This window comes from Pseudoalteromonas sp. TAP-3C (genome assembly GCF_059888565.1).
On record NZ_CM187618.1, the window covers coordinates 2,268,327 to 2,287,739 of the forward strand.

A 19,413-nucleotide genomic window follows, 5' to 3' on the forward strand; every position below is an offset into this window, starting at 1 on the left:
TAAATTACTTTGTCGCCATTGTAGCAAAAATTAAGCGTTATTTATGCAGGGTGCGACTATGTGCTTGGCTGATCATTTCGTCTAAAACTTTAGCCTCTTGCTGCTGCATTTGGTTTTGATAGGCGCGATGCCTGTTGCTAACAATGCCTTCTATACCTTTAGTAAAGCTCATTTGCTTAAAACAAGCTTGCTGCTGACGACGCTCATCTTGCTGTGAATCATTAATTCGCGCTTGCTGCTGCGCCGACAAACCAGACAAAATACGTTTCATCCCCGATAAGTTTTGTAAACTTAACGCAGAGCTCATTTGTTGGTTGGTATCCATGCTGTTTATGTGCTGCTGTAGCTGCGATAACCGCTGCTGCTCTAGGTTACTTTGTTGTTGTAATTGAGTTTGCTCAGCCAGCATTTTGTCTAACTTTTGCTGTTGTAATCCTAAAAACTTATTAAGCATTGAGTTTACCCATCACTGCATTTAACTGATTGACTGATTGTGAAAAATCAACTTGTTCGTTTAATCCTTGGCATAAAAAAGACTCAATCTGTGGGTACATGTTTACTGCACTATCGAGCTCTGGATCTTTACCAGCTTGATATGCACCCAAAGGAATAAGCTCATGTACTTGCATGTAGCGACTGTAGAGCTTTTTCATTTTATAGCAAAAACTTAGCTGCTCATCTGTGACTATATTTGGCATCACTCGACTAATTGATGAACCAATATTAATCGCCGGATAGTGGCCCTTTTCGGCTAATGAGCGGTCCAATACTATGTGACCATCAAGAATCGCTCTGGCATTATCGGCTATCGGATCTTGCTGATCATCCCCTTCGGCCAATACCGTATAAATGGCGGTCATGCTGCCTTTACTTTTTTCACTATTGCCAGAGCTTTCAACTAATTGAGTTAATTTACTAAATACCGACGGCGGGTAACCTTTTGATGCTGGTAACTCGCCAACAGATAGACCAATTTCACGTTGTGCTTGCGCATAACGGGTTAATGAATCCATTAGCAACAATACATTTGAATTTTTATCTCTAAAATAGGCTGCTAGTTTATGGCTAAGCTCTGCCGCTTTAATGCGCAGTAATGGCGAATCATCCGCTGGAGATGCAATCACAATGGCTTTTTTTAAACCCTCTTTACCTAAGCTTTGCTCAATAAAGTCTTTTACCTCCCAACCACGCTCACCGACTAGACTCACAATGACGACATCGGCACTGGTAAAACGCGTCATCATACCCAGTAATTTACTTTTACCTACACCAGAGCCTGCAAATAAGCCTAAACGCTGGCCTTTACCGACACTAAACAAGCTATTAATAGCGCGAATACCTACATCCAAAGGCTCGGTAACGCCTTTGCGCTCCAGTGGCATTAAAGAGTAATCATTGGCTAATTTACAGGTACTCATTGCGGTGTCTTGTTCAAGTGGTCCTAAGTTATCAATTGGCTGCATTTGCGCATCAATTACACGGCCTAATAACTTTTCAGAAATAGCCACGTGGCTGTTTTTTATAACCGGTCTGACTCGCCCCCCTGAGTATAGATTTTGAATTTTCTTCAGGGGCATTAAGTAGGCTTCATCTTGATTAAAGCCCACGACTTCTGCGTCATACCAATGCCCGTCTATACTTTCTACTTGGTACTTTTCACCCATAGCAAATTGCCCACCCGTCGCAGTAAGCGTTAAACCATTTACTCGTGTTAAACGGCCATAGCTTTTAACTAACTCAGGCGGGGTTAACGCTGCCAGTGCTGACTTTAAGCAGGTATGTAATGGGTTAATCATGCGATTGCGCTTTTAGTATTTCAGGGATTACGTCATCCAATAAACTTTGTAAGCGCTCTGAAAAAGAAAACCGATGTGTTTGTTGCTCCGCTACCAGTTCAACATCACCACTGCTCAATGCTTCATCAAAATAAACTGGCAGTGAAAATTCAGCTAAACGCGCATCATTAAAACAATGACAATCAGCCCCTGAGAACATAATTTTTGTTACCACATCACGGTCGCTAAGTAAGGTAATGGCCTTTTCAATTAGCTGTGTGCGTATTTCGGGGCGAACTGTTAGCTCACAGTCAATAACGTGCTCTGCCAAGGTGCTTATCATCAAAGCAATGTCTTGTTTAAACTCATCATTAAAGTTAAGTAATTCATTATTTGCTTTGTCGAATAAAGTATTAAAACTGTCTATAAGCTGAGTTTTTTGCGCTTCAAGCCGCTCAGCAACCCGCAACTCTATTTGTTGCTCCATTTGCTGCTCTAATTCGCTTTGCTTATTAGCAGCCCCTTGCGCGAGCCCCTCTTCATAGCCCTGCTGTAAACCTACACGCTGAGCAGCATCTAAACGCTCTTGCAGGGTTTGATGTTGCTCATTTTTATTTAAAGTGGGAAACCTGAATACCTGACTCATAATTAGCCTGCAGTCTCTTCTTCAAATAAGCGATATTCAATATCACCTTGTTTACTCATGTCTCTGACTATCGACATAATTTCTTTTCTGGCGGCAATCACTTTACTCAAAGGTTGCGCACTTAAACCGTCAATTTGCTGTTGATACACTTGCGCCAAACGTTTAGGAAGCACCCCTAAAACACGGGCTAAAAACTCACTGTTTACCCCTTTTAACGACATCGTCCATAACTCATCAGGAATGTCATTAAGCAATAAGGTTAATGTCTCGTCAGTTTGCTTAATTAGGCTATCAAAGTCGTACATTTTCTCTTGTATTTCATCAGCCACGTTAGTGTTATGTTTTTTCATTAATTCGATAATTTGACTCTTATTACCGTTATAACGATTCATAATTTCAACTGCTTTATCGACGCCATTGACCTGCGCGCCTACTTGGCGACCTACAAATTCAATACATGATTCAAGGGTTAAACGCACATCATCAATAACGTGTTCACTCACTTCACGAAGACTGGCAATGCGATAAAGTAAGTCATCATGTTTAGATTCTGGAAACAACACAATAATGGCAGAGGCTTGCTCTGGCGGTAAAAAAGCAAGAAACAGCGCCTGCATTTGCACGTGTTCTTGATCTAAAAAGCGCACGATAAGTTCAGGCGGGATCCACTCTAAACGGCGTAAATCGTCATTCATTGCGCCACCATAAATATCATCCAGCATGGTTTTGGCAAGCTTTCTACCGACAGCTTTATCGAGTGCTCGCTCTAAATACACACGCGATGCACCGTTCACACCACTTTCATTGCGATAACAATCAAAAAACTCACTTAACGTGCCTGCAACGTCCTGTTGAGTCACGTTTGAAATTTTGGCCATTCGCTCAGAGATAGCCTGCACTTCGCGACGTCCTAATTTACGAATAACACTGGCGGCGTTTTCCTCCCCCATACTCAGTAATAAAATAGCGGCGCGATCTAATGCCGGTAATTGTGAGCTTTTATCAAGCTTTTCTTGATTCAATTTCAACTCCTTGTTCTACCCAATATTTTATTACTGATGTTACGCGCTCAGTTTCTTTACTGGCGAGCAGCTGCATGTGCGCAATTTGTTCTTCAAAATCATTGCCTATTTGCGGTAATGACATATTTTGCTGATCGCTTAAACGATCTTTGGTTGTTAAGTTTTCTATTTGCGATTTAGCATTAATCGCGTCATCGAGTGGGCTACTTTGCCTTTCTGTTGCAGAGGTGGGTTTAGCTTCATTTGCTGAAGTTGCTAAGGCGTTGCTTACTTCGTTATTTTTACCTTTAATAAGGTGATTAACCAAAGGACGCACGCCAAATAAAATCAGTAATAAACTAATTAAAGTACCGACAATATAACGCGCATATTCTTTAAGTTCTGGCATTTGCCACCACTCAAGCCCTTCACCTGGCGCAAGTATTTTTTGCTCTACAAAAGTAAAGCTAGTGATATTGAATTGATCACCGCGTGCGTCGCTAAATCCCGTGGCTTTTTTTACCATTTCACCTAATGCGGCAAGCTTTTCCTCGCTCCAACCATTGGCGGTACCTGCGGCTTGTTCATTAATAAGTACCGATAAACTCATTGTTTTAATGCGACCGACTTCAAATTGGGTATGAGTGACTGAACGGCCATTTTCAAACTGTCGATTGCTTTCACTTCTTTGTGAGGTACGCTCGTTATTTCCTTCCTCAGCTTGCTCATTGGGTACAGGAGGTTCATTGGCTAAAGCCCCAGGGATACCCGCAGCAAACTGATCCATGGCGTTGTCAGTTTTTATAAACTCTTGAGTTAATACATTTTGCGGATCAACCATTTCGCGTGTTTCTTCAACCACACTAAAGTCAACATCACTTGAAACCTGAATTCTAAAGTTGCCTTCACCTAAAATAGGCAACAGCATAATAGAAGCACGTTGCTCTATATTACGCTCAACTTTTTCAATAAAGGCGAGCTTTTTATCGGTTTCTTTACCCACTGGCGTAGTATCGAATAAGTCGCCGCTGAGAAGTTTACCCCGTTGATCGACGACTGACACAGAGCGTGAATCAAGCCCAGGTACACTGCCAATCACTAGTGCAATAATCGCTTCGACTTGTTCGGGTTTTAGTTCATGCCCTGGCGCTAAATCCACCATCACCGATGCTGCGGTTTTTTGTTCAGTACGACCAACAAACAAGCTTCGCTTGGGGACAGCTAAGTGTACACGGGCATTACGAATGCCTTGCATGTTAATAATGGTGCGCGCCAGCTCACCTTCTAAGGCATGCTGGTATTGCATTGACTCTATAAATTGACTAGTCCCCATAGAGACCTTGTCACCAATACCTTCTATTCCCTGCGGCATAGAGGCTTTAATTCCTCTGGCAGCAAGTGTAATACGCGCATCCGCTAGCTTTTCTTGAGGTACTAAAATATTGCCACTATCGGTATCAATACGAAAAGTGATTTGTTCCTTATCTAAAATTTCTAAAATATTGGCTTTGTCGTAGCTTTCTTGATTACCGTAAAGAGGTACATAATTTTTAGCTGAAGTCCATAAAATAAGTACTATAGTAGCGGCTACTAAAGTAGCGAGTAAGGCAATGGTTGCAACACTTCTATCTCCTGAGCTGCCTAAATTTAGTTTGCTCGAAAAGTTGATCACTCTTTCTTTTAGGTTACTTTCATTTTGCTCGGGTACTTTTGTTAGTTCTCCTTTCATATCAGCCTCTACAGCGACATGCGCATGACATCATCAATGCCATTGAGCACTTTATTGCGCATTTCCATCAGCATAGAAAAACTAAGCCCCGCTTTTTGACTGGCGATCATAGCGCCGACCACATCTTCGCTTTCACCCGTATCAACAGCTTTAACCATTTCACCAGCAATATTTTGTTGGGCGTTGATAGAGCGAATAACGTGTTTAAAGTCTTCACTAATATTTACATTTTGATTACTGATGCTAGCCGGCTCTATATTTTCAGGACCTGCAATTTTTTGCATATCCATCATTTTACCTAGCATCATTTGCTGACTTTCAATTGGCGACATTCTATTTTTCCTTCAAATTATGCAATTGCATCAATATCAATACCGCACTCACGCATTGCGGCAATTTTATATCTTAATGCTCGGGTAGTTACGCCAAGCGCCTGTGCTGTCTGGGTACGATGCCCTTTAAATCGGCTTAATAAACTGTATATGTAATCAAACTCTGCTTGCTTTTTATTCTCTTTTAATTGCGAGGCACAAAATGTCATCGCCGCTTTTGAGCATTCGGGTAGGTTTAAGTCATCAACCTGAATTTCAACGCCTCTGGCCATAACTAAGGCGCGTTGAATGACGTTTTCAATTTCACGCACGTTACCTGGCCAGTTATAACAAAGCATCACATCTTCTGCCTCTTTACTGATATGAAACTCAGAGGTGCCATATTTTTTTATAAAGTGATAAGCAAGTGGAATGATATCGTCAACTCGATCTCGAAGTGCGGGCCAGCTAAGTGGCAATACATCTAAGCGATAAAATAAGTCTTCCCGAAAAGCCCCTTGCTCGACCTGTTCACGCAATACGCGATTAGAGGCAGCTATAATTCTGATGTCTAAGTTAATCTTTTGATGACTACCGAGTCTCTCAACTTCTCGCTCTTGTAATACGCGCAGTAATTTAGCTTGTAGATCCAGTGGCAGCTCAGTAATTTCATCGAGTAAAATAGTACCGCCATTGGCCAGCTCAAACTTTCCAGGCTGAGCATTAACCGCCCCTGTAAATGCACCTTTATTAAAACCAAATAGCATGGCTTCAAGCATATTTTCAGGAATTGCGGCACAGTTAACGGCAATAAATGGCTTATCTTTACGATCTGAAGCTTTATGAATAAAGTGTGCTAGCTTTTCTTTACCAGTTCCAGACTCGCCGCTGATCAACACCCCCGCCGAAGTATGTGCAGCACGATTGGCTAAACGTAATACTTGCTGTGACTTAGTAGAAACAGCGATTAAATCTTCAAACCCACGCTTCATTGAATCGGTATTTCTGATTGTTTTTTTAAGTTGCTCAGCAAAGAAAGGTTTTAATAAGTAATCAACAGCGCCACCTGTATTAATTGTTTTTGAAGCAATGTCACTTTGCGATGAATCTACTAACGTAACAATTTGTGAGGTTGCGCATGTTTTACGAAGTAATTTGACTAACTCAACCAGTTCAAGTTATTGGGTATCAGCATCAACAAACACCAGCTCAGGTTTACAAATAAGGCAGTGACTGACCGCATCGCTGATGGAGTTTGTATGCAAAAACTTAAAATTTTCGGTGTAAACAAGCTGCTGAATTTCAGGCGTTGGCTGTTGCTCACTGATCCATAAGAGGTATCTTTGACTCATATTATTCCTTTACGATGCAATTAATTTGAGTGTCGAAAAAGACGGACTAAAACACGACGATTAGACGATTCGCCTTGCTTTGAATTTTTTATGATGGGGTAGCGTTGACCATGTGCTCTCACTTCTAACATCTCTTTGGCTAAACCAAATTCAATCAGTCTGGCGGCTACGTCATCCGCTCTTTCTTTTGAAAGCAGTCGATTCGATAATGGCGAGCCGGTATTATCGGTATGACCATCTACAAGCACTTTGCTAACACGGCTATCTAAAGAAATATAACGCACTAAATCTTTTAAAAATTTAAGATCTTTGGCTGCCGTTACGGTGCGTTGACCGCTGACAAACTGTAACTGATGATCACGTGCTTGCTCCCATGAGAGCGGTGATAGGTTAGCTAAACACTGTTGATACTCTGCAACTATTTTATCGCTATGGGTGTTGGTAAACGTAAGCCGTAACTGCTCATCTGCAAAACTCACCAACGTGTCTAACCAGCCCCCTTGTTTAATAACACGGAGTAAAGCGCTTACATCAGCTGTAAATTGAACCTTGTTATCTGTAATGTCAGTAGATACAAAACTAAGGGGGCTAAGAACGGTATTATCAGACTGCCAATCCGCTTTACGTGATAAAATTTGTAAACTTGTAATTGGTTTATCTGTTAATAGCCATTTAAATTCAATATGTTGGACTTGCGCTGGCTGTGTTTTAACTTCCAGTACTGCATAACCTTCAAAGCGCTGTTGTAAAGAGCAAACAAATGGGTTGCTCTTTACTGACCACCTTGAATTTTCGTAGCTTTGCACTAGATTTTGCTCTACCGCTTGCCCTTGATTCGACATTAATAATGTGAGGGGAAATGCTAATTTAATAAATTGAGGTAATACGTTCATTTATATTCCGTATAAAGTTAAATATAACCATTAAGTTTTTTAAATAAATAGCGAAATACAACAAATACAAACCGTATTAATGAATATCACTAAGTTAATGTAACCCCACGATCATAGCTAATGCCTTAGACTGGAAGTTTTGCGTCTTATGCTTTCGCATAGTTTGCCATTTAATTTACTTGTGTATTTTTAACCAACACAAAATATTCTAGTTATTATATACTACAAAAGCAACAAGTTATAGTTAAATATCATTAATTTTAAATATTGTTATATAACATTCATAACGTGTTCACATCGTGTATTATTTATGTTCAATCACCCTAAAGATCCAAGAATATCAACACGAATAGTATCTGGGATTTCATTATAAGAAAGCACAACTAAACTCCCTTTAGTAAAAGTTTTAGCATAACGAGCCAACAGTGGTCGTAATTGCGGTACCACTATTAATGTGGGCGTTACCCCTCTTGATTTCATGTCTTCAACAATCATTGGCATAGTGCGTTGAAATTGCCCTAGCAAATTAGGGTCTACCGCAAAGCTATCAAGTACCACTTTACCCGCTTGCATGGCTTGGTCGAGTGAGCTTTGTAAGGTGCTTTCTAGCTTTTCATCTAAACTGTAAGCACTGAGTTCATCGCGATTACCCATCACTTGTTTTACTAACACTTTTTGCAAAGCACAGCGTACATCTGAAACTAGTAAAATGGGGTCTTTTGTCACCTCAACACTGTCTATGAGGGTGCCCGCGATAGTCACAATGTCTTTAATACTAATGTGTTCTTTTAGTAGTAAACGAATGACTTTAAGCTGTAAATTAGTCGGTAATGCTTTTTCGAAGTTTTCGGCTAAGCTAGGTGAGATTTCTTTTAAGCGTTCATTGAGCTTTTGTACATCCTCATAACTAAATAGCTCATCTAAATGCTCTTTGATCACTTTACCAGTGTGCGTCGCAATAATAGTGCCTAAATCTACCACTGAGTACCCCATATTCAACGCTTGGGTTTTGCTGTCATCTTTTATCCAAACGGCTTCAAGCCCATAAGCAGGGTCGGTAGTTAACTCACCATCCAGCGTGCCATATACATCACCGGTATTTAATGCAAGTAATTCCTTGGCGTTTACGTTTGCACTAGCAACAGGTACACCCGCCAAATTGACTTTGTATTCTTGCGGGTTTAATTTTAGGTTATCTTTTATTCTGATCTCCGGTAATAAAAAACCAAGTTGTTCAGAGAGGTTTTTACGCACCCCGCGCAAGGTTTTGACCAGCTCTTCTCCTTTATCTTTATCTGCTAAATAAACAAGACGAAATCCAAGCTCAACCGACAACTTATCAACATGAGAAATATCTCCCCACTCTAAGTTAGCTTGCTGCTCACTTAAAATGGTGTCGGTCATCTGCTCTGCTTCAATTAAAGACTTATCGGGGAGTGAGCGCTGTAATCGCCAAGCAACATAAAATAGTGGTGCGGCAAATCCTAAAAAGGCGACAGTGGGCATACCTGGCACAATACCGAGCGTGACCATGATTAAAGCGGCGGTAAAAATAACCCGCGGAGAAGCCAATAACTGCTTACCGACCGCTTCACTCACATCGCCTTCATCGTTCATTCGGGTAACAATAATAACCGCAGCAACCGCGAGTAATAACGAGGGGATTTGTGCAACTAAACCATCACCTATGGTTAATAGGGCAAAACGTTGAAACGCTTCGGCTAAACTTAAACCATGTTGAAAAGCGCCTATTGATACACCGCCAAGTAGGTTAATCACTAAAATAATTAAACCGGCAATGGCATCACCGCGCACAAACTTTGAGGCACCATCCATAGAGCCATAAAAATCTGCCTCTTGGGCTATGGTGCTACGTCGCTCTTTTGCTTGCTCAGGTCCAATTAATCCGGCATTTAAATCGGCATCAATTGCCATTTGCTTACCGGGCATAGCATCTAAGGTAAAGCGAGCTGCCACCTCAGAAATACGCTCGCCACCTTTGGTAATAACCACAAAGTTAATCACCATTAAAATGACAAACACCACAATACCAACGACGTAGTTACCACCTATAACCACTTCACCAAACGCTTGGATAACTCGACCAGCGACATCAGAACCTTCATGGCCATGCAGTAGTACTACCCGTGTTGAGGCAATATTTAGGGTTAAACGCATCAAGGTAGCGACTAACAAAATAGTCGGAAATACAGAAAAATCGAGCGGTTTTTTAGTAGACACAGCTACCAACAATACAATCACTGACAATACAATGTTAAAGGTAAATAATGCATCTAATAACCATGCAGGCAATGGCAAAATAACCATCGACAAAACAGCTAACAGCAAAATAGGAATAGCGGTATAAGGTTGAGTAAAACTGCGCCAGTTCAAATTATAACTCCAACATCTAAGGTTTCTGTAAATTTTTAGGGATTGTTAATTCAGGCAAGGCGGCGGGTGCTTGCCCTCGTCCTTGCTTGTATGCTTTTAGTTGCAATACGTAGGTCAATACATAAGCAACCGCACTGTACAAGCCGTTAGGCACTTCTTGGTCGACCCGAGTCGAAAAATAAATAGCCCGTGCTAATGCCGGTATTTCTATAATTTCTTTGTTATTCATACGGGCTACTTCGCGTATTCTCAGCGCCATTTCATCCACGCCTTTGGCGACAACATAAGGGGCTTTAGCTGCCTCTTCACTGTACTTTATTGCTACAGCATAATGAGTTGGATTAGTAACAATGACATCGGCAGTGGGAACGCGTTCTTCAATTTTTCGGTTAGATTGCTGATACTGGATTTGCCTAATTTTGTTTTTAATTTCAGGACTACCATCGGAAGACTTACGCTCTTCTTTTATCTCTTGATGGGTCATTTTTATTTTATCGGCAATTTGTTTTTGCTGAAAAGGCACATCAATAACAGCAATAAAAAGCAGTAAAGTTACGGTGATCATTAACGATAAAAATAACAGCTCAATGCCTTGGCCTATCGCCACTTTGATATCTAAGTTTTGTAACATCATCAGCTGCACCCACAGCTTAGTTAAAAAGGTATATAAGCAAATCGCCAGTAAGGTTATTTTTAATATCGATTTAAGCAGCTCTACCAATGACTGTTTACCAAACATTTTGCCTAACCCGGTTAATGGGTTGAGCTTGCTCATTTTTAGTGCGACCAGTTTTTTTGAAAACACAAACCCACCCGGTAAGCACCCAGTGATCCACATTGCGCAAAAACTTAATAATAAAAACGGTGCTAGGGTCGACAGCATGTTCATAATGGCGTCGCCCAGCGCGATGGGCATCATTTTTTTGTTATTTATAATTGTGTGATCCAGCACCATGGTGCTGTTCATTAAGTTAACAAATAAGCTGTAAAATAAATTGGCAAACCACAATAGCCCAGCAATACTAACCATTAATAAAATAGCGGTATTGAGCTCTTTTGAGCGTGCGACTTGGCCGTCTTCCTTAGCTTTTTTTAGCCGTTTTTCTGTGGGCTGTTCTGTTTTTTCTTGCGAGCTATTTTCAGACATATCGCTACCTCATCGCCTGTGCAAAGGTTGTTAGCACATGATACGTTAGCCTTGAAAACGCACTTCCGGTGTATTCTAAGGTCATAAACACGCAGAAAAAGCCCATTAACAACGACATAGGGAAACCCAACACAAAAATATTCAATGACGGCGCCGCTCTACTTGCCACACCAAAAGTTAAATTAACCAATAACATGGCGACTATCCCTGGTAGCGACAGCAGTAAAGCTGATGAAAACATCCAAGCAAACAACATAATAATCGCTTGAATATCAAACTCATAAATACTGCGCCCAATTGGGAAACTATGAAAACTCTCCACCATGACTTGAAGGGTTATTAAGTGACCATCCGCAGCAAAAAACAATAGCGCACACATAATCCAAAACAACTGTCCTAATAAAGCCACTTGGTTACCACTGCCGGGATCCATAACAAGCGCCATCGACAAGCCCATTTGCATTGATAATATCAGCCCTATCATCGCCATCACTTCAAACAAGATGCGCAGTGATAGCCCCATCATCACTCCAAAAATGATTTGTTCGAACGTTAAAATGACTGCATCCAAAGAAAATAAGTCAATAGCAGGCGCTAGCGGTAACTGCGGGGCGACTAAAAAAGCCAACATCATAGACACTAAAATACGAGAGCGCGGCGTTACCGCCGGATTATCAAATACCGGCATAGACCATAAAAGGGCAGAAAAACGCACAAATGGCCACCAAAGCGTGCCCATCCAGCTAACTAAATCAGTAGACGTTAAAGAGATTAATGAGCTCAACCAAATACTCCTGGTAGCATAAATTTGAGCTTATCAAACCAATCAATCAAAATTTGTAGCATCCAATGGCCTGCAAATACCACCATTAGTAAAGTTAATAACATACGCGGTAAAAATGTCAGGGTTTGTTCTTGAATAGAGGTAGCACCTTGAATAATAGCCACCACAATACCCAGCAGTAGTCCCGGTACAATAAGCACCAAAATGAGTTTTATAATGGTGTAAACTGCGCTTGAAATAAGTTCTACCGACATTTCTGGGGTCATGGCGACATTCCAAATGTAGCCGCCAGTGTACCCGCTATCATTGACCAGCCATCGGCTAGTACAAACACCATGAGCTTAAACGGTAAACTAATGATCAGCGGCGATAACATCATCATACCCATAGACATCAATACACTACTAACCACTAAGTCAATAATTAAAAAAGGAATAAACAACATAAAGCCAATTTGAAAGGCGGTAGTAAGCTCACTTAGTACAAACGCAGGCATTAACACCTCAAACGGAATTTCTTCGGCGGTCAGTGTGGTTGGCTCATTGGCAATTAGCAGCACTTGGCGTAATTCACTTTCACGGGTTTGTCTGAGCATAAAAGCACGCAAAGGCTTTTCAGCGGTGAGTAAAGCGTCTTCTAATCCTATGGTTTGCTGTTGAAAAGGCGTATAGGCGTTTTGATAAATATCTTGCCAAACCGGTCGCATAATCAGCATGGTGAGCATTAGTGAGATACCAATCAAAATTTTATTCGGTGGGCTTTGTTGTAACCCCATGGCTTGGCGCAAAATTGCTAATACAATGATGATCCTCGTAAAAGATGTTAAAACCATGAGTAACGCAGGCAATAAACTCAATACCGTCATTAGCAAAAGTATTTGCAATTTAACGCTATAGTCTTGTCCATCAGCCGTATCTTTTAGCGAAAACAGCGTAAGTTCTTCTGCATTTAGCCAGCTTGGTATAAATAACATGATCAACAGTAGGCTAACTTTAAAAATTACGCGTTTATTCATTTGTTTACTGATCCTTTGCGGTATCTGTTTGAGCAAATTTCAAACCATACTGCCCTTCAACCATCACCACTTCTGCTTTAGCAAAAAACACCCCATTCACTTTTACATCAAGCGCTTCGCCGGCTACTTTATCTAGTTTAAGCACGTCGCCTTCTTTGGCTTGGCTAAGCTCGCCTAAGGTAATTTCGGTACTTGCAACTTCAAGAGTCACTAACAAAGGAACGTCTTGAAAAAATGACATATTGCCTTCGTTACTTTTATTCTCTGATTTATCTTCAAATCCATCAAAAGCATCCAGCTCTAAGCCCGCTAGGGCGCTATCAAGGTTTTCGTTCATAATTTAATTACTCGTTGTATTGTTTGATAATTGTGTGATTTGAAATGCTAGGCCAGTTTCTTGCTCAACCACTTGGCCTTTAAATATTTGCTTATGCCCCAGGTTAAATAACGCCGCTTCATTAAGCTCAATTGGTAATATGCCCCCAGCCATACACGCTTTTAATTGTTTTAAGGTGACTTTTTTCTTCGCCATTTCAATTTGACCTTGCACTGCAAACTTTGCCCACATATCGGTATTGAGTGTGTTGCTATTTACTGGGTCTTGCTCGCTATCGGTTGCGCAAAAAAAGTGAATTGGCAGCCATAAAAACCAACTTATCACTTGGTTTTCTAATATAAATCGCACTTTAAAGGCTAAATACCTTAGTGGATCAGGCAGGGTTTGAGACTTCTGTATTTCACCCAATAAAGCAGAGCGCTCTTTAAATAGTAGACTTTGAATGCCTTGCACTTGGCGTTGTAATAAACGACCACAAATTCGGTTTTCTGTTGCACTTAATTCATTAACTGCAGATAAGTGCTCTGAGCTTGAGCTATCTGTATTATTAAATTGCCCACCTAAGCATAAATCGGCCGCTTTGTGGGCACTTTGATAATCAAGCGCTAAGAAAGCTTCGCTTTCAGAGGGTGCAAATACAGGACAGGCTAGGAATATTCTTGGCGATTCTTTAAACCAACTCGTAATTATTGAATGTGAGCAAGGCGAAATCTCTACATCAAAGCGGCTGTCGTTAAATAATTGCGCAAGTGCTAACTCCAATGCTTTTCGAATATTGACGTTTATTTGCGCTGCTTTTTGCTGCGCTTGTTGGTACGCTCTTTGCTCTAGCGTGAGTGCAAATGGAGTAATATGATCAGAATCTTTCGCTTTAATTAACTTTGCTTTAGCGCTTAACGTTTTACTCATATCATTGTATTTCCTGATTCATTTCTATGTTGCCTATGCATTGGTTTTTTTTGCTTTTTTCAATTGGGCTTGTAACTGTAAATGGTTAACAATATCGTTGCGTAAGCGTTCATTTTTACTGATCCACTCAACCCCTAAAAACACTAGCTTGTCACTTACCTCGCGGCGGTACGTTACCTTGCCAGTCAATCGATTGGTTTTATCAAAAACCACGATAAACTTGTCAGGAATAGTTTTTTCAGCAGGTACTAACAACCCCACACCACCTACGCTAATATCTTTTGCAACGCCATGACATAGTGGAATATCAATGAAACACCGGCGTAATAGCTGTACGCCTACCCCGCCAAGCTGAACTGACTCTGGCTCGTAATTATCTTTGAGGTTTAAATTCCACCTTTTGTAACTTCGTTTTGTGTCTGATTGGTTACTCATAATTCTCTTCAAGGCGTAGCACAGGTTTATTGGCAGTTGCCGCACTGGCAGATTTTTTTATTGGGTTATTAATATTGCTATCATCAAATAACTGATTAAATTTCCCCTCTGCATCTTTGGTTAAAATAAGTAGTTCAACCCGTCTGTTTTCACTGGCTTTTTGGTTTTCTTTATTAAGTGGTCGATTAGATGAAAAGGCATTAACCTGCAACACTTGGCTTGATGGCATCCCGCCCATGGTCATCACTTTTCTGGCTTGTTGCGCCCTATCACCAGAAATATCCCAGTTACGAGAGCTACCATCAATAAACAGGCTGGCATCGCTGTGTCCAGAAATAATGATTTTGTTATTGATGTCTTTTACTAAGCCGCCAAGGTATAAAAATAGGTCTTCAAAAAACGGGGTCATTTGCGACTTTGAGCGTTCAAACATTTGGTGGTGCTTGTCGTCTCTAATAATCACTCTGAGCCCTAAATGCACTTCTTCAACTAGTAAGTTATTTTTTAGTAACTCTTCTTTACTGAGTTCATCAATACTTTCCAGTAGTAAGCTCAGCTCAGATGAGGCTTTAAATTGACTATCAATCGCTGAATTTAACTTCTCCCCTTGCCCTGCTTTGGGCTCAACGGTGCCATCGGGCACTTGTAAAACTTCACTTATTCCTGGCCTTGGCGAATCAGGCGGTGTAATCCCTGACTGCAAGTGCTTAATTACCGAAGGAGAACCCCCTAAATCAACGGGGAATGGGCTATTTTGAGGATCAAAAATAGCGGGGCCACCATCAAAAATTGAGTGAGTACGCATATAATGTGCTATTTCTTCGCGCTCAGACTCATTAGTGATCGCCATGATCCACATCACCATAAAAAACGCCATCATCGCCAAGGTAAAGTCAGCAAAAGCGACTTTCCATGCGCCACCATGCGGTTTTTCAGTTGCTCGTCGACGTGAGCGTTTTATGATGATTTCTTGGTTTTTGTTTTCCATCATTAAGCCGCCTTATTAGTGATCCACTCTTCCATGGTGGTAAAGGTCGGTTTAATTTCTTCATTAATTAATTTTCTACCTGAGTCGGTAGCCACAATTGGCACATGGCCCTTGGCATGAGCAACTAACATGGCACGCACACACTCAAACATCGCCACTTGTTTTTTTACATACTGTTCCATCGCTGAGGCAAGCGGTGCAATTAAACAATAGCAAGCAAAAATACCAATAAAGGTACCGACCAGCGCAGCTGCAACATGGTAGCCAATTTCACTTAAAGGCCCATCTAGGTGTTGCATAGTGATAATAATGCCGCCTACAGCGGCTAAAATACCAAAACCAGGCATGGCTTCAGCAATGTTTGCTAATGAATGGGAAGGTTTAAGGCGCTGCTCTTCAATGGTGTAAATCTCTTGCTCTAACATGGCGTCAAAATCATGTGAGTTGATTTTTCCCATACTAAACAAACGTAAGTTGTCGCAAATGAAGGTGACTAACTGAGGGAATTCGTACACTTTTGGGTAGGCAAGAAAAATAGAGCTGGTTTCTGGATTTTCAACATGCTCATCAAGCGCTTTTATGCCTTTAACTCTGGCCAAATCTAATAAAGAGTAGATAACCAATAGCAAGTCATGATACAGCTCAGCAGTATCGGTTCCCTTACCGCTAATAAATTGATACTTTAACTGCGATAGCATTTCTGTCAGTACATATTTTGAATTACCGACAATTAATGCGCCTAAGCCTGCACCAAAAATAATTAAAAATTCGTATGGCTGCCACATAGTGGCAATGTTGCCTCCCGCAAACGCAAAGCCACCTAATACTGTTGCAAGTACGACTATTAACCCTATAACTCTTTGCATTCTTTATTCCTTAGGTATTAGATTTGTTGAAGCGTTTGTGTGAGCGCTTCAAGTGCTTGTTTATGAAGTTGGCAAACACGTGCTTCTGTTAAATCGAGCGTTAATGCTATTTCTTTCATATTCATTTCATGCATGTAATACAATTGTAAGAGCAGCTTTTCTCGGGTATTTAATTTGCTCATGGCCACTTTTAATGTGGCTGCTGTCTCTTCTTTATCGTGTGTATGGGCACTGCTAAGCGCTAAATTAGGGTTTGCTTCTAATAGCGCTTCAAGGCTGTCAAATGCCTCGGCTTGCTCACTGTAGTGCAGTTGAATAAGCTCTTTATGGCTTATGCCTAATGCCTTACACATTTCGGTATCAGTGGCGTCACGACCAAGTTGCTTTTGCAGTGAGCGGCTCATATCACGAAGCTGGTGAGACTGCTGCCTTAACTGGCGCGGACGCCAATCAACACGCCGAAACTCATCTAGCATGGCACCACGAATACGCTTAAACGCAAATGCAGCAAACTTTTCATCTAAGTCGCGACCATAGCGACGAATAGACGACAACAAGGCAATAATACCTATTTGATAAATATCGTCGTTATCAACAATAACGCCTACTTGAGTGCGCATGTGCGCTGCCGCTCGATTAACTAAAAAAGAGTACTGCGATAATAGTTGCGTCTCTTTTTGCGGTGTGAATGTCACTGGCGGCTCAGTTACCAGCTCGCCCCACTCCTCATGCAGCATCATAGCGATAACCTATTGAATAAAGACGTTTGTAATGAGTACATTATCTAGACGAACTGAAACAGCATTCGCTAAAACCAAATTAAATTGCGCGAGTAACTCTTTTTGAACCGCATCGATATCTTTAAAAACAGCTTTTGCTTCGCTATGGCTCATGTTGGCAAACTGTTTTACCAGTACATTTCTCACGAGCGGCTCCATAGCCTCTGTGCCAGTGTTGTAAACTGATGGCGAAGTAACGAGTACTAAATCGAGCACTAAATAACGAGCAATTGAATCCTCCGATACGCTTATAATAAAACGCTCCATTTCATGGTATTCAACTTTACTGATATCAGCCTGTTTACTCTCTTGGGATGAATCGCTGTTGTTAAAAAAATGTCCCGCAAAAAATGCAGCCGCAATAAGTGCTAATATGGTTAGGGCTATTATTATTTTTTTCACTTTTATCTCTCTTAATCCAAGGTAGTTATACTAATAAATCTAACCAATCTAATGGCGACTTTACTGAGTGGGTGCTTGCAGCATCACTATGGAAGGGCGACTCGGTTTGATTAGTTGCAATCTCGTTATTTTCAAACTGCTGTTGCGATTGCTGCTGTTTATCACTTAAATTAACATCTACTGTGGTGGATGAGTTTTGTGATAATGACTGACGCAACTGATCTAAAGTTTGTGCTATAGCATCTCTGACCTGCGCATTACTCGTCGTTAAACTGACTGAGGTTTTATCACCTTCAATATTTATCGATATTTCAATACTGCCTAAATTAGGAGGATCTAATCTAATTTGCGCGCGTTGTAGTTGCTGGCCTATTTGCAGTTTTACCTTGTCGCCAAGTACATGTAATAAGCGCTGCCCCCATTCACTGGGCGCCTCTTTTAATTTTTCTTTATGCCACTCAAAGCTCTCTGGCGCGGGTGCGGACGCTGAAAATGCATTCACTAATGTTGATTTTTGACCCGTGCTCTCGCGACTTTCTGTAAAGACCATTTTCGATTGCGCACTGTGTGACAACGCCGCAAGCTCAAGTTTGCTCAGCGACACACTCGGTTGTATGGCTACTTGCTCACTGGTTAGGCTACTTGATTGCGCCTGTCCATAAGTGTTCAACACTACCGAAGGTTGATTTAATCGATTCAAAAGCGCTTGCGAATACAATGTTTGTGGTGCTTTGGCTAATTCGAGTGTATTTAATTCTTTATTAACTACCGCATTCGCTGGCGTTACATTTATGGTCGCAGTAGGCGCAGCCGTGGCGGCTATATTCATTGCAATGTTTTGCACAGGCGCAGTTTTACTTGGCTCTTGAGTTACAAAGCGGTCTTCGAGCTGAGTGTCTAAAGGTATGATCTGTTGTTCATTAGTAACAAGCTGTGCTGTTGGTGTACCCACAACCACGGTTTCGCTATCTACACCAAGGTTACTATTTGGATTGAGTAAGGTTTTGACCGGCGCGGTTATTTTATTGCTATCAAGGTTATAATTTGCGGTGCTAAAAAAATACGGATTGATTACTTCATCCGTCTCTACACTGGTATCTTCACTTTGCTGTAACTGAGCTGAACTCGCTTGTGTTTCATCAACACTTAGTTCTTGTTGCTTTGATTGCTGCTCTGAAAAAAGCGTAAACGGCTCAAGCGCAACCTCTTGTTCCGCTGTATCTGCTGATACTGCGCTTTTTAGTATTGTTGGCTTATTAGCGGCACTGCCAAAATCAGCCTTTGTAGTCATAGAATTCGCTTGAATACTCATAATGACAGTCCTTGTTGTACTTTTTCATATGCCAGTAAGCCTTCTTTATCCTCTTGATGGCGCTGCATTTGTAGTTTAATAGCCGCCTGTTTTTGACTCACTAATTCTATCAATTCAACGTAGCGTGTTTTTAAATTATCTTGTTCAGTTTTCATTGAACTAAACCACGACATACTTTGTAGCTGCGCATAAAGCGAAAGCAACTGCTTGTCGGCTGCTTTAACTTGATACCAATTACTTTCATGGATAGCATCTTCCATGGTGCTAAGTAATTGTTCCATTTTTTGCGCTGCGTATTTCTGAGAGTGTTCCATTAGCAATACTGAATTCATTATAAG

At 41.1% G+C, this 19,413-nt stretch carries 23 protein-coding genes and 1 riboswitch; all 23 genes read right to left on the bottom strand.

Annotated elements, in window-relative coordinates; all coding sequences use genetic code 11:
• Positions 1-37: 37 nt before the first annotated feature.
• On the bottom strand, positions 38-454 hold the full coding sequence (locus AC6H44_RS10670; RefSeq protein ID WP_500735411.1) for a flagellar FliJ family protein: 417 nt from the start codon (positions 452-454) through the stop codon (positions 38-40).
• Positions 447-1,796, bottom strand: a complete 1,350-nt coding sequence (locus AC6H44_RS10675) for a FliI/YscN family ATPase (RefSeq protein WP_500735412.1) — start codon at positions 1,794-1,796, stop codon at positions 447-449. Before AC6H44_RS10675 ends, AC6H44_RS10670 begins: the two co-directional genes overlap by 8 nt.
• Positions 1,789-2,421, bottom strand: a complete 633-nt coding sequence (locus AC6H44_RS10680) for a FliH/SctL family protein (protein ID WP_500735413.1) — start codon at positions 2,419-2,421, stop codon at positions 1,789-1,791. Before AC6H44_RS10680 ends, AC6H44_RS10675 begins: the two co-directional genes overlap by 8 nt.
• Before the next feature lie 2 nt (positions 2,422-2,423).
• Positions 2,424-3,443 carry a FliG C-terminal domain-containing protein gene (locus AC6H44_RS10685; protein ID WP_500735414.1) on the bottom strand — a complete coding sequence of 340 codons (1,020 nt, stop codon included), beginning with the start codon at positions 3,441-3,443 and terminating at the stop codon, positions 2,424-2,426.
• Positions 3,424-5,151 (bottom strand): flagellar basal-body MS-ring/collar protein FliF, encoded by a 1,728-nt coding sequence (fliF, locus tag AC6H44_RS10690; RefSeq protein ID WP_500735415.1) that lies wholly within the window; start codon positions 5,149-5,151, stop codon positions 3,424-3,426. The genes AC6H44_RS10685 and fliF overlap by 20 nt, the downstream gene beginning before the upstream one ends.
• An 8-nt stretch (positions 5,152-5,159) precedes the next feature.
• Positions 5,160-5,483: a flagellar hook-basal body complex protein FliE gene (fliE, locus tag AC6H44_RS10695; RefSeq protein ID WP_500735416.1), complete on the bottom strand. Its 324-nt coding sequence runs from the start codon at positions 5,481-5,483 to the stop codon at positions 5,160-5,162.
• A 17-nt stretch (positions 5,484-5,500) separates the two neighbouring features.
• Positions 5,501-6,454, bottom strand: a complete 954-nt coding sequence (locus AC6H44_RS10700; RefSeq protein WP_500735417.1) for a sigma-54 interaction domain-containing protein — start codon at positions 6,452-6,454, stop codon at positions 5,501-5,503.
• Between the two features lie 186 nt (positions 6,455-6,640).
• On the bottom strand, positions 6,641-6,814 hold the full coding sequence (locus tag AC6H44_RS10705; RefSeq protein ID WP_500735418.1) for a hypothetical protein: 174 nt from the start codon (positions 6,812-6,814) through the stop codon (positions 6,641-6,643).
• Between the two features lie 20 nt (positions 6,815-6,834).
• Positions 6,835-7,707 carry an OmpA family protein gene (locus AC6H44_RS10710; protein ID WP_500735419.1) on the bottom strand — a complete coding sequence of 291 codons (873 nt, stop codon included), beginning with the start codon at positions 7,705-7,707 and terminating at the stop codon, positions 6,835-6,837.
• A 95-nt stretch (positions 7,708-7,802) separates the two neighbouring features.
• A riboswitch (cyclic di-GMP riboswitch) is annotated at positions 7,803-7,885 on the bottom strand.
• A gap of 140 nt (positions 7,886-8,025) precedes the next feature.
• On the bottom strand, positions 8,026-10,101 hold the full coding sequence (gene flhA, locus AC6H44_RS10715) for a flagellar biosynthesis protein FlhA (protein ID WP_500735420.1): 2,076 nt from the start codon (positions 10,099-10,101) through the stop codon (positions 8,026-8,028).
• 16 nt (positions 10,102-10,117) lie between these two features.
• A complete protein-coding gene (flhB, locus tag AC6H44_RS10720) occupies positions 10,118-11,248 on the bottom strand; it encodes a flagellar biosynthesis protein FlhB (protein ID WP_500735421.1) in 1,131 nt (376 codons plus the stop codon).
• Positions 11,249-11,252: 4 nt separating this feature from the next.
• Positions 11,253-12,032: a flagellar biosynthetic protein FliR gene (gene fliR, locus AC6H44_RS10725; RefSeq protein ID WP_500735422.1), complete on the bottom strand. Its 780-nt coding sequence runs from the start codon at positions 12,030-12,032 to the stop codon at positions 11,253-11,255.
• Positions 12,029-12,298: a flagellar biosynthetic protein FliQ gene (locus AC6H44_RS10730; RefSeq protein WP_013464397.1), complete on the bottom strand. Its 270-nt coding sequence runs from the start codon at positions 12,296-12,298 to the stop codon at positions 12,029-12,031. The genes fliR and AC6H44_RS10730 overlap by 4 nt, the downstream gene beginning before the upstream one ends.
• Positions 12,295-13,047, bottom strand: coding sequence for a flagellar type III secretion system pore protein FliP (fliP, locus tag AC6H44_RS10735; protein ID WP_013464396.1), 753 nt, complete (start codon positions 13,045-13,047; stop codon positions 12,295-12,297). The genes AC6H44_RS10730 and fliP overlap by 4 nt, the downstream gene beginning before the upstream one ends.
• A gap of 4 nt (positions 13,048-13,051) precedes the next feature.
• Positions 13,052-13,384, bottom strand: coding sequence for a FliM/FliN family flagellar motor switch protein (locus tag AC6H44_RS10740; RefSeq protein ID WP_500735423.1), 333 nt, complete (start codon positions 13,382-13,384; stop codon positions 13,052-13,054).
• Between the two features lie 3 nt (positions 13,385-13,387).
• Complete coding sequence (locus tag AC6H44_RS10745) at positions 13,388-14,293, bottom strand: FliM/FliN family flagellar motor switch protein (RefSeq protein WP_500735424.1); 906 nt, start codon at positions 14,291-14,293, stop codon at positions 13,388-13,390.
• A gap of 33 nt (positions 14,294-14,326) precedes the next feature.
• On the bottom strand, positions 14,327-14,728 hold the full coding sequence (locus tag AC6H44_RS10750) for a PilZ domain-containing protein (protein WP_500735425.1): 402 nt from the start codon (positions 14,726-14,728) through the stop codon (positions 14,327-14,329).
• On the bottom strand, positions 14,721-15,719 hold the full coding sequence (locus tag AC6H44_RS10755) for a flagellar motor protein MotB (protein ID WP_500735426.1): 999 nt from the start codon (positions 15,717-15,719) through the stop codon (positions 14,721-14,723). Before AC6H44_RS10755 ends, AC6H44_RS10750 begins: the two co-directional genes overlap by 8 nt.
• The gene (motA, locus tag AC6H44_RS10760; RefSeq protein WP_500735427.1) at positions 15,719-16,582 is read right to left on the bottom strand and encodes a flagellar motor stator protein MotA; all 864 of its coding nucleotides are present in this window, start codon (positions 16,580-16,582) and stop codon (positions 15,719-15,721) included. Before motA ends, AC6H44_RS10755 begins: the two co-directional genes overlap by 1 nt.
• Before the next feature lie 17 nt (positions 16,583-16,599).
• Entirely contained in the window at positions 16,600-17,322 is a 723-nt protein-coding gene (locus tag AC6H44_RS10765; protein WP_500735428.1) for a FliA/WhiG family RNA polymerase sigma factor, read from the bottom strand.
• Positions 17,323-17,331: 9 nt separating this feature from the next.
• Positions 17,332-17,763: a flagellar basal body-associated FliL family protein gene (locus AC6H44_RS10770; RefSeq protein WP_500735429.1), complete on the bottom strand. Its 432-nt coding sequence runs from the start codon at positions 17,761-17,763 to the stop codon at positions 17,332-17,334.
• Between the two features lie 25 nt (positions 17,764-17,788).
• On the bottom strand, positions 17,789-19,075 hold the full coding sequence (locus AC6H44_RS10775) for a flagellar hook-length control protein FliK (protein WP_500735430.1): 1,287 nt from the start codon (positions 19,073-19,075) through the stop codon (positions 17,789-17,791).
• Entirely contained in the window at positions 19,072-19,389 is a 318-nt protein-coding gene (locus AC6H44_RS10780; RefSeq protein ID WP_500735431.1) for a hypothetical protein, read from the bottom strand. The genes AC6H44_RS10775 and AC6H44_RS10780 overlap by 4 nt, the downstream gene beginning before the upstream one ends.
• Between the last annotated feature and the right edge of the window lie 24 nt (positions 19,390-19,413).

Bases quoted from the DNA above. Each gene is read 5' to 3' on its own strand.
- AC6H44_RS10670 (WP_500735411.1), bottom strand. From the start codon at position 454: ATGCTTAATAAGTTTTTAGGATTACAACAGCAAAAGTTAGACAAAATG.
- AC6H44_RS10675 (WP_500735412.1), bottom strand. From the start codon at position 1,796: ATGATTAACCCATTACATACCTGCTTAAAGTCAGCACTGGCAGCGTTA.
- AC6H44_RS10680 (WP_500735413.1), bottom strand. From the start codon at position 2,421: ATGAGTCAGGTATTCAGGTTTCCCACTTTAAATAAAAATGAGCAACAT.
- fliF (WP_500735415.1), bottom strand. From the start codon at position 5,151: ATGAAAGGAGAACTAACAAAAGTACCCGAGCAAAATGAAAGTAACCTA.
- fliE (WP_500735416.1), bottom strand. From the start codon at position 5,483: ATGTCGCCAATTGAAAGTCAGCAAATGATGCTAGGTAAAATGATGGAT.
- AC6H44_RS10700 (WP_500735417.1), bottom strand. From the start codon at position 6,454: ATGAAGCGTGGGTTTGAAGATTTAATCGCTGTTTCTACTAAGTCACAG.
- AC6H44_RS10705 (WP_500735418.1), bottom strand. From the start codon at position 6,814: ATGAGTCAAAGATACCTCTTATGGATCAGTGAGCAACAGCCAACGCCT.
- AC6H44_RS10710 (WP_500735419.1), bottom strand. From the start codon at position 7,707: ATGAACGTATTACCTCAATTTATTAAATTAGCATTTCCCCTCACATTA.
- flhB (WP_500735421.1), bottom strand. From the start codon at position 11,248: ATGTCTGAAAATAGCTCGCAAGAAAAAACAGAACAGCCCACAGAAAAA.
- AC6H44_RS10730 (WP_013464397.1), bottom strand. From the start codon at position 12,298: ATGACCCCAGAAATGTCGGTAGAACTTATTTCAAGCGCAGTTTACACC.
- fliP (WP_013464396.1), bottom strand. From the start codon at position 13,047: ATGAATAAACGCGTAATTTTTAAAGTTAGCCTACTGTTGATCATGTTA.
- AC6H44_RS10740 (WP_500735423.1), bottom strand. From the start codon at position 13,384: ATGAACGAAAACCTTGATAGCGCCCTAGCGGGCTTAGAGCTGGATGCT.
- AC6H44_RS10745 (WP_500735424.1), bottom strand. From the start codon at position 14,293: ATGAGTAAAACGTTAAGCGCTAAAGCAAAGTTAATTAAAGCGAAAGAT.
- AC6H44_RS10750 (WP_500735425.1), bottom strand. From the start codon at position 14,728: ATGAGTAACCAATCAGACACAAAACGAAGTTACAAAAGGTGGAATTTA.
- AC6H44_RS10755 (WP_500735426.1), bottom strand. From the start codon at position 15,719: ATGATGGAAAACAAAAACCAAGAAATCATCATAAAACGCTCACGTCGA.
- motA (WP_500735427.1), bottom strand. From the start codon at position 16,582: ATGCAAAGAGTTATAGGGTTAATAGTCGTACTTGCAACAGTATTAGGT.
- AC6H44_RS10765 (WP_500735428.1), bottom strand. From the start codon at position 17,322: ATGATGCTGCATGAGGAGTGGGGCGAGCTGGTAACTGAGCCGCCAGTG.
- AC6H44_RS10775 (WP_500735430.1), bottom strand. From the start codon at position 19,075: ATGAGTATTCAAGCGAATTCTATGACTACAAAGGCTGATTTTGGCAGT.
- AC6H44_RS10780 (WP_500735431.1), bottom strand. From the start codon at position 19,389: ATGGAACACTCTCAGAAATACGCAGCGCAAAAAATGGAACAATTACTT.